Annotated in this window: 7 protein-coding genes; 2 read left to right on the top strand and 5 right to left on the bottom strand. The window is 72.9% G+C overall.

Features of this window, described 5'->3' with window-relative positions; all coding sequences use genetic code 11:
• Positions 1-101: 101 nt before the first annotated feature.
• Positions 102-506 carry a hypothetical protein gene (locus C5H89_RS10030; RefSeq protein WP_101523248.1) on the bottom strand — a complete coding sequence of 135 codons (405 nt, stop codon included), beginning with the start codon at positions 504-506 and terminating at the stop codon, positions 102-104.
• 156 nt (positions 507-662) lie between these two features.
• On the bottom strand, positions 663-2,411 hold the full coding sequence (locus C5H89_RS10025; protein ID WP_104106906.1) for an NHL domain-containing thioredoxin family protein: 1,749 nt from the start codon (positions 2,409-2,411) through the stop codon (positions 663-665).
• 44 nt (positions 2,412-2,455) lie between these two features.
• Between C5H89_RS10025 and C5H89_RS10020 the strand changes: the two genes are divergently transcribed.
• Both C5H89_RS10020 and C5H89_RS10015 read left to right on the top strand, forming a co-directional pair.
• Positions 2,456-3,316, top strand: coding sequence for a maleylpyruvate isomerase family mycothiol-dependent enzyme (locus tag C5H89_RS10020; RefSeq protein ID WP_104106905.1), 861 nt, complete (start codon positions 2,456-2,458; stop codon positions 3,314-3,316).
• Positions 3,313-4,242, top strand: coding sequence for an oxidoreductase (locus C5H89_RS10015; RefSeq protein WP_104106904.1), 930 nt, complete (start codon positions 3,313-3,315; stop codon positions 4,240-4,242). Before C5H89_RS10020 ends, C5H89_RS10015 begins: the two co-directional genes overlap by 4 nt.
• Before the next feature lie 3 nt (positions 4,243-4,245).
• On the opposite strand, the gene C5H89_RS10010 is transcribed toward C5H89_RS10015, so the two are convergent.
• From C5H89_RS10010 to C5H89_RS10000, 3 genes are all read right to left on the bottom strand, one after another.
• The gene (locus C5H89_RS10010; protein ID WP_104106903.1) at positions 4,246-5,853 is read right to left on the bottom strand and encodes a hypothetical protein; all 1,608 of its coding nucleotides are present in this window, start codon (positions 5,851-5,853) and stop codon (positions 4,246-4,248) included.
• 166 nt (positions 5,854-6,019) lie between these two features.
• The gene (locus C5H89_RS10005) at positions 6,020-7,285 is read right to left on the bottom strand and encodes an acyl-CoA desaturase (protein WP_104106902.1); all 1,266 of its coding nucleotides are present in this window, start codon (positions 7,283-7,285) and stop codon (positions 6,020-6,022) included.
• A 34-nt stretch (positions 7,286-7,319) separates the two neighbouring features.
• Positions 7,320-8,471 carry a ferredoxin reductase gene (locus tag C5H89_RS10000; protein ID WP_205304973.1) on the bottom strand — a complete coding sequence of 384 codons (1,152 nt, stop codon included), beginning with the start codon at positions 8,469-8,471 and terminating at the stop codon, positions 7,320-7,322.
• Positions 8,472-8,552: the final 81 nt, after the last annotated feature.

Below are 8,552 nucleotides of genomic sequence, written 5' to 3'. Positions count from 1 at the left end.
AGGCCGCCTTCTGATCGGCGCCAGACACTGAAGGGCCGCACCCCGAGGGGTGCGGCCCTTCGTCGTTCCAGCCCGGACCAGCCTCGTCGGCGCGGCGCCGTTCAGCGCGCGGGGAGCCGGGCGAAGCGTCCGCTCTCCCTGACCAGGGCCCCGCAGGCGAGGAGGGGGAGCAGGGCGAAGGCGATCCACGGCAGCTCGCCGCGGGCGACGCCCGCGACCGTGAGGACCAGGCCGCCCACGGCCAGGCCGCGGAAGAACCGCGCGATCACGACGCCGGCCTCGGGACCGTCCCCCCACCGCAGCGGGACCAGGGCCATGGTCCCGAGGGCGGCCGCGACCAGGCCGACCGACAACGGGATGAAGACGCCCAGCAGGTCCGCGGGCTCGTCGAGGCGGAAGAGGAAGAAGACGGCCAGAGCGAGCAGCCCGGCACCCACCAGGGCGCCCACCAGCCCACCGCGCAGCACGGCTCCGCGGTCTGGCAGCTGATCGTTCGAGGTTTCCATCGCTCATCCTGGGCTAGTTTCGGGGCGGTGCGGCCAGTCGCCAGCGCTGTGGGCGGGGGACGCCGTGGGTTTCCAGGTCCGTCAGGGCCGGGTGAAGCAGTTCGCCCGAGAGTTCAGCATGCCGGAGGCAGCCTGCCAAGAGGCTGTCACCGGTCCTCACCTGTCCTCAGTGACCCCGGTGCCGCCCAGGGGCAGCGTCAGCACGGCCTCCCCGTCGCCGCTGACCCGCACCGGCACGCCCCAGTCCTGCTGGTGCACGTGGCAGGCCGCGCCCTCGCCGACCACGTCGTCGCAGGAGGCGGCGCGGGCCGCGAGGTGCAGCACGCCCTCGCCGACGCTCGGGTCCAGCTCGAGCGTGCGCCGCAGGTCGGTGCCGCGTCCCTCTCCGCCGCGCAGCAGCGCTGCCGGGGTGGCGGTCACCAGCAGCTGGGTGGCCGGGCCGTAGCGGTCGTCCACCTTCTGCCCCGGCGGTGGCGTGAACGCCACGTCCAGCACCAGCGACGCCGCTACCTCGGTGACCGGGCGCTGGGTGCGGTGGCTGAAGTCGGCGGCCTTGGCCGAGGCGCCGAGCGCGACCCGGGTGAGGCGGTGCGCGCCCGACTCCACGACCACCAGGTGCTCGCCGTCGACGTACGCACCGCTGGGCTCGGCCAGGCCGGTGGCCAGCGTGGTGAGCTCGCCGTCCTCGGGTGAGAACCGGCGTACGGCGCCGTTGTAGGTGTCGCAGACCGCGACCGAGCCGTCGGGCAGCGCGGTCACTCCCAGCGGGTGCTGGAGCAGCGCCTGGTCGCTCGCGCCGTCGCGGAAGCCGAAGTCGAAGAGCCCGGTGCCCACCGCGGTGTGCACCTCGCCGTCGGAGACCCAGCGCAGCGCCGAGACCTCGCTGTCGGCCAGCCAGAGCCGGTTCCCGGTCACCGCGAGACCGCTGGTCTGCGCCAGCCACGCCTGGTCGACCGGTCCGTCGCGCAGCCCTTCGTTGGTGGTGCCGGCTGCCACCGCGACAGAGCCGGTGCGTGGGTCGAAGGTCCACAGCTGGTGGATCCCGGCCATCGCCACCCAGACCGTCCCCTCCCACCAGGCGACGTCCCAGGGGCTGGAGAGCCTGGTGGTGTCGTCGCCGGGCATCCACTGCTCGCCGTCGCCGGCCAGCACCCGGACCTCGCCGGTGGCCAGGGTGATCCCGGCCAGCTGGTGGTGCCGGGTGTCGGCCACCACCACGTCGTAGCCCACCTCGGCGGCCACCTCACCGGGCAGCAGGCACAGGCCGTTGGGCTCGGCGAAGCCGGCGAACCGGCGCAGCACCGGCCCCTCCGGGCCGGCCAGCTCGACCACCTCGTGGTGCCCGGCATCCGCGACCAGCACCCCGCCGCCGGGCAGCGGCACCGCCTTGGCCGGGAACCGCAGGTCGCTCGGCTCCACCTCCGGCGGCAGGTACGGCGAGTCGCCGGGCTGCAGGGTCCCGCGCTCGCGGTGCTCGGCGACCAGCTCGCCGAGCAGCCGGTCGATGGCGTGCACGTGCCCCTCCCCCGCGTACTGCGCGACCACGTAGCCCTCGGGGTCGACCAGCACCAGCGTGGGCCAGGCCCGCGCGGTGTAGGCCGACCAGGTGGTGAGCTCCGGGTCGTCCAGCACCGGGTGGTGCACGTCGTAGCGCTCCACGGCGGCGACCAGCGCGTCCGGGTCGGCCTCGTGCACGAACTTGGGCGAGTGCACGCCGACCACCACCAGCTCCTCGGCGTACCGCTCCTCCAGGGGCCGCAGCTCGTCGATCACGTGCAGGCAGTTGACGCAGCAGAAGGTCCAGAAGTCCAGGAGCACGAAGCGCCCCCGGAGGTCGGCCAGGGACAGGGGACCGGAGGTGTTGAGCCACCCGCGTCCGGTCAGCTCGGGAGCACGAACACGCATGCAGCCATTCTCCCCGCACCCACCCAGACCCTAGGCTGCGGGCCATGACCGAGCAGCGTGAGGCGACCACCGAGTCCAGCACAACCACCGACGCCCCCCGTGAGCTCACCGCTGCGGTGACGACCTGGTGGCAGGCCATCAACGACTTCACCACGCTGCTGGAGGAGCTCGACGACGACGACTGGGCGCGCCCCACCGACCTGCCCGGCTGGGACGTGCACGCGGTCGCCGCGCACACCGCGCACCTGGAGTCGCTCCTGGTCGGGGCGCCGCACGAGGAGGTCGAGCTCGACGAGACCGGGCACCTGAAGAGCCCGATGGGCACGTTCACCGAGCAGGGCGTGGTGGCCCGGCGCGACGCCTCCCCGGACCAGCTGATCAACGAGATCCGCGAGTCCGCCACCAGCCGCAACACCGCGCTCCTCGCCGACCCGCCCACCGACCCCGAGGCGGCCGCACCGGGCCTCTTCGGCGCCATCGGATGGTCCACCCGCACCCTGCTGCGCAACCGTCCCCTGGACGTGTGGATGCACGAGCAGGACGTGCGCCGGGCGGTCGGGCGCCCCGGCAACCTCGACTCCCCCGCGGCCCGGCACTCGGCCGAGTACCTCGCCGAGAGCCTGGGCTTCGTGCTCGCCAAGAAGGTGCGCGCGCCGGTCGGCACCACGGTCGCGCTGGAGGTCGCCGGGCTGCCCCGCCGCGTGGCCTGCGTCGCTCCTGACGGCCGGGGCCGGCTGCTCGCCGAGACGGCCTCGGACGAGATCGACGCCACCATCCACTGCGACCTGGAGTCCTTCCTGCTGTTGGCCGGCGGCCGGCGCCGTCCCGAGCCCGGCCTGGTGCGGGTCGGCGGCGACACCGACCTGGGCCTGCGCGTGGTGGAGTCCCTGGCGGTCACCCCGTGACCGAATCGTGGTCCCCCGCCGAGATCGGCGACTTGACCGGACGCACCGCCCTGGTCACCGGCCCCAGCCTCGGCGGCCTGGGCCACCACACCGCCCTGGAGCTGGCCCGGCACGGGGCCCGGGTGATGCTGGCCGGGCGCAGTCGGAGCAAGCTGGGTGAGACCGTGCAGGCGATCCGCGGCCAGGTGCCCGCGGCAGCCCTGGAAGAGCTGGTGGTCGACCTGGCCTCGCTGGACTCGGTGCGCCGGGCGGCCACGGACGCGGCGGGCTACGGTCCGCTGCACCTGCTGGTCAACAACGCCGGGGTGATGGCGCCGGCCTACCAGCGGACCGTGGACGGGCTGGAGCTGCAGATGGCGACCAACCACTTCGGGCCGTTCCTGCTCACCGGGCTGCTGCTGCCGCAGCTGACCGAGAGCGGCCAGGGACGGGTGGTCACGGTGAGCTCGCAGATGCACCGCCGGGCCCGGACCGCGCCGCTGGACGACCCGCGCACGCCCCGGGGCAGCTACAAGCGCTGGCCGGAGTACGCCGAGTCCAAGCTGGCCAACCTGCTCTTCACCTTCGAGCTGGACCGGCGGGCCCGGTCCCGGGGACTCCCGGTCAGGGCGCTGGCCGCGCACCCCGGCATCTCCGGCACCCACCTGGTCGCCAACGGTCGCACCGGCCGCTCCGCCGGCGGCGTCGCCTCGATCCTCGACGCGGCTACCAAGGCGGTCTCCCAGTCCGCCGAGCGCGGCGCCTGGCCGGTGCTGATGGCCGCGACCGCCGACCTGCCCGGCGGGTCCTACTGCGGGCCCGGTGGCTTCGGGCAGCTGTCCGGGCCGCCCCGCCTGGTGGGCAGCACCCCGCTGGCCCGGGACGAGATGGCGCAGCGCCGCCTCTGGGAGATCAGCGAGCAGACGGTGGGCCTGACCTACCCCTGACCGTCAGTCCTTCTTCTTCCGCTCGAAGTCGCGCACCCGCACCAGCCCGCCCAGCGTGCCGACGTACGCCGACCCGTCGGTGCCGAGGACGAGCCCGCCGTGGTGGTTGTCGTGCAGCGCCCCGGTCCCCGACCGCACCGAGAAGGCGGTGTGGCCGGAGTGCACGTCGATCGCGGTCAGGTACCACGCGGCGACGCCCCACAGGTTGGGCCGCTTGGTCCAGGTGTAGAGCAGTCCGTTGGCCCAGGAGACCACCGGCACCGCCGAGGGCGCGACCGAGTCGTTGGTCCACACCACCCGGCACTGGCCGTCGCGCTCGTCGACCCGGGCCAGACCGGGCGAGGTGCCGAAGCCCAGAGCCGTGGAGAGCGGCGAGTCGTAGTCGTGGTTGTTCTCCACCACCACACCGGAGCCGACCGAGACCAGGGAGGTGTCGGTGGCGCTCTCGCCCCCGTCGAAGACCGCGGAGTGGCAGACCTCGGTGCCGGTGCCGCGGTCCAGGAAGACCACCCGCATCCGGGGCTCGGCGTTGTCGGCGATCGCCACCAGGTTGCCGTCGACCAGGGTGGGGGTGGTGCCGCTGCCCTGGCTGGGCTGACCCGCCTTGCGCTCCACGCCGCGGTCGTACTCGGTGCGCCAGGTGACCACCGGCGCGCCCGCTGCGTCGACGGCCAACCGGTAGAGCGCCCGGTCGGTGACCAGGAAGACCCCGCCGGTCTCGTCGACGGCGAAGGAGTTGCTCACCGCCTCACCGAGCTCCAGCACCTGCACGGTGCCGGCCACCGGGTCCACGACGCCGACCCGCCCCTCCTGGGAGCTCCACCAGATGCGTCCGGTCCAGTCTGGCAACGCGGCCACCAGACAGTCGTCGGCGGGCACCAGGTCCTGCAGGCTCCACGACTCGTCGACGGTGAGGTCGGGCTCGTCGTCGGCGTCCGCGGTGCCGATCGCCTGGATCTTGCGGTCGGCCGTGGTGACCACGGCGCGGTCGCCGTTGTCGAGGTAGAAGTAGCTGCCCCCGCAGACGTCGTGGCCCTCCGGGCCGTCGTCCTCGCCGGCGGGCAGCCGCTTGCTCGCCAGCGGACGCAGCTTCTCAGGGTCCAGCACCCGCAGCAGCGGGCCCTTGCGGTCGCGGCACAGGCCGACCATCCGGCCACGGCTGTCGAAGGTCAGCGAGGCGCACTGCTCCAGCCCGTAGGAGCCGGTCTCCACCCCGGGACGGTCCCCCAGCGGGCCCGGCGCCTGGACGGCGTCGGTGTTCCAGGCGTCCTTGTGCACGGAGCTGGTGCCGTTGGCCGCCAGCCACGGGTGCTGGGGTGGGGCCTCGGCGACCACGGGCCGGGCCGAGACCTGGCGGCCGTCGTACGCCGGGGTGACCAGGGAGCCGCCCGCGGAGGGGATGGGCAGCCGGCCGTCGGGGATCAGCACCACCAGCAGCGCCAGCACGGCCAGCGCCGCGACCCCGATGCCGGCGCCCCGCCAGGTGGGCCGGGGACGTGGGACCCGCTCCCGGATCCGGGGCACCGCGAGCAGCGCCGCGGCCAGGACGAAGGTCCAGGGGCCCACCGCGAGGTAGACCAGCGCGAAGAGCGCCAGCAGCAGCCAGCTCACGTCTCAGCGACCGCGGGCCGCGAGGACCGGCGCGACTCGGGCGGAGGTACGCCGGGGGGAGGCGGGGGAAGGCATGGCCGCAAGGGTAGTTGCTCACCATGCCGAGATCCCCGCCGGTGACGCCCGAGTCGGGCACCTTCCGGCGGGGATCAGGGACGAGCAGGTCTCAGGCTGCGGTGCGCTCCGGGGCCGGGGCGGCCTGGCCGGGCTGACGCCGGCGCGCCTCCTGGAGGAGGCGGGCCTGGATGGCGCGGCGCACCTTGGGGCCGCCGGTGGTCATCTTGTAGAGCTTGGTCAGCTGGCCGGGCAGGTTCTTGGGAGTGGTGGAGGCCAGGAACCCGTTGGGCAGGCTGAGGCGGACCACCTTGTGCCAGGCGCTGTAGACCTGCTGGGGCAGCGGGCGCTCCAGGTAGGTCAGGTCGTACTTGTCGAAGAGCGCCTTCACCTGCGGGGCGACCTCCTTGTAGCGGTTGCTCGGCAGGTCGGGGAACAGGTGGTGCTCGATCTGGTGGCTCAGGTTGCCGGTCATGATGTGCATGGCCTCGGAGCCGGAGATGTTGGCGCTGCCCAGCATCTGGCGCAGGTACCACTCACCGCGAGTCTCCTTGTCCGGGATCGCGGACTTCTCGAACGTCTCGACACCCTCGGGGAAGTGCCCGCACATGATCACCGAGTGCGACCACAGGTTGCGCACCAGGTTGGCGGTGAAGTTGGCCGCCAGGGTCGGCAGGAACGACCCGGTCGGGATCGACAGCGCGGGGTGGACGACATAGTCCTTGGTCATCTGCTGGCGGATCTTGCGCAGGGTGTTGCCGGCACGGCGCTTGAACTCCGGGCTGCGCTTCTCCTTGGGCATGGAGAGGTTCTTGCCGAGCTCGAGGTCGTAGGCGGCGATGCCGTACTCGAAGAAGCAGGCGTTGATGAAGTTCCACAGCGGCTGGCCCAGGTGCATCGGGTACCACTTCTGGTCCTCGTCGACGCGCATGATGCCGTAGCCGAGGTCGTTGTCCTTGCCGACGATGTTGGTGTAGGTGTGGTGCACCTCGTTGTGGCTGTGCTTCCAGCCCTCGGCGGTCGAGGCGTTGTCCCACTCCCAGGTCGAGGAGTGGATCTTCGGGTCGCGCATCCAGTCCCACTGGCCGTGCATGACGTTGTGGCCGACCTCCATGTTCTCGAGGATCTTGGCCACGCTCAGCCCGGCGGTGCCGACCAACCAGGCCGGGGGCAGCGAGGAGAAGAGCAGCACGGCGCGGCTGCCGAGCTCCAGGTAGCGCTGGGTCTTCACCATGCCCCGGATGTACGCCGCGTCGCTGGCGCCGCGGTCGTCGATCACGCTCTGCCGGATGCGGTCGAGCTCGCGCCCGAGCTCCTCGATGTCCTCCGGGGACAGGTGAGCGGTCGGGTTCTCGGCCTTCTTGGTGATGGTGGTCATGGCGACTCCTTGCAGGTCGGTCGAGTGGGAACGGTCAGTGGTCGATGCGGCAGGCGCCGGCGGCGGCGCTGATGCAGGTCTGGATCTTGATGCCCCCGGGGTCGGTCTCGCCGGGGATGGCGGTGGTCACCTCGCCGTTGCGCAGGTCGCGCACCGAGCCCTCCTTGAGCGGCAGCACGCAGCCCATGCAGATGCCCATCCGGCAGCCGCTGGGCATCAGCAGCCCCGCGTCCTCGGCGGCGTCGAGGATCGGCGTCGCGCCGTCCGCCTCGACCTCGCGGTCGGACTGCTCGAAGGAGACGGTGCCCCCCTCCCCGGCGGCGACCCGGGTGGTGCGGAACTGCTCGATGATCAGCTCCAGCCCGGCGGACTCGTGGTGCGAGCCGAGCGCGTCCAGCAGCCCCGCGGGCCCGCACGCCAGGGTGGTGCGGGCGGAGAGGTCGGGCACCAGCGAGGAGAGCTCGGCGACGTCGAGCACGCCGTGCACGTCGTCGTAGCGGGGCACCAGGTGGATCAGCCCGGCCTCGTGCAGCGCCTTGAGGTCGCGCAGGAAGATGGAGTCGGGCTCGCTGGGCGCGACGTGCACCACGGTGATGTCGAACGGCTCGCTGCGCGCCAGCCGGACGACGCCGGCGTCGGCGACCGGGAAGAGGTTGCGCAGCATCCCGATCACCGGGGTGACGCCGGAGCCGGCGGTGACGAAGAGGAACTTGCCGCCCTCGGGAGGAAGCACGAAGTCGCCCGTCGCCTGCTCGAGGTGGACCAGGGTGCCGGGCGCCGCGGCGCGGACCAGGTGGCTGGAGACGATGCCGTCCGGCACGGCCTTGACCGTGATGGAGATCAGGCCGTCGGCGCGCGGGCCGTGGGTGAGCGAGTAGGCCCGCCAGTGGCGCACCCCGTCGACGTCGATCCCGACGCGGGTGTACTGGCCGGGCACGTGACCGGCCCAGTCGGCACCGGGCTGGATCAGGATGGTGGCCGCGTCGGCGGTCTCGGGGTGCACGGCCACGATGCGGCCGCGCAGCTCGGCGCCGGAACGCAGGGGCGCGAAGAGGTCCAGGTAGTCGGCGGGGAGCAGCGGCGTGGTGGCCGCCTCCACGAACCGGATGGCGCGGTCCCGCAACCGGGTGGCGCCGAGACGGCGCCCCGCAGCCCTCGAGCTGGGGTCGGGTTGGTTCAGCAACATGGCCATGAACCCATCATGGCTGGTCCCGGGGGGTAGATTCCTGACCACCACACGTGAACATGCACATCACATTTGTTCGCT

It is taken from the genome of Nocardioides sp. 616 (assembly GCF_002930065.1).
Classification (GTDB): Bacteria; Actinomycetota; Actinomycetes; order Propionibacteriales; family Nocardioidaceae; genus Nocardioides; species Nocardioides houyundeii.
Note: the sequence above shows the minus strand (reverse complement) of the source record. Positions and strands in the feature narration are given on the sequence as shown.

What these genes read in the sequence shown, in the direction of transcription:
- C5H89_RS10025 (WP_104106906.1), bottom strand. Translation starts at nt 2,411, where the DNA reads ATGCGTGTTCGTGCTCCCGAGCTGACCGGACGCGGGTGGCTCAACACC.
- C5H89_RS10005 (WP_104106902.1), bottom strand. Translation starts at nt 7,285, where the DNA reads ATGACCACCATCACCAAGAAGGCCGAGAACCCGACCGCTCACCTGTCC.
- C5H89_RS10000 (WP_205304973.1), bottom strand. Translation starts at nt 8,471, where the DNA reads ATGTTGCTGAACCAACCCGACCCCAGCTCGAGGGCTGCGGGGCGCCGT.
- C5H89_RS10020 (WP_104106905.1), top strand. Translation starts at nt 2,456, where the DNA reads ATGACCGAGCAGCGTGAGGCGACCACCGAGTCCAGCACAACCACCGAC.
- C5H89_RS10030 (WP_101523248.1), bottom strand. Translation starts at nt 506, where the DNA reads ATGGAAACCTCGAACGATCAGCTGCCAGACCGCGGAGCCGTGCTGCGC.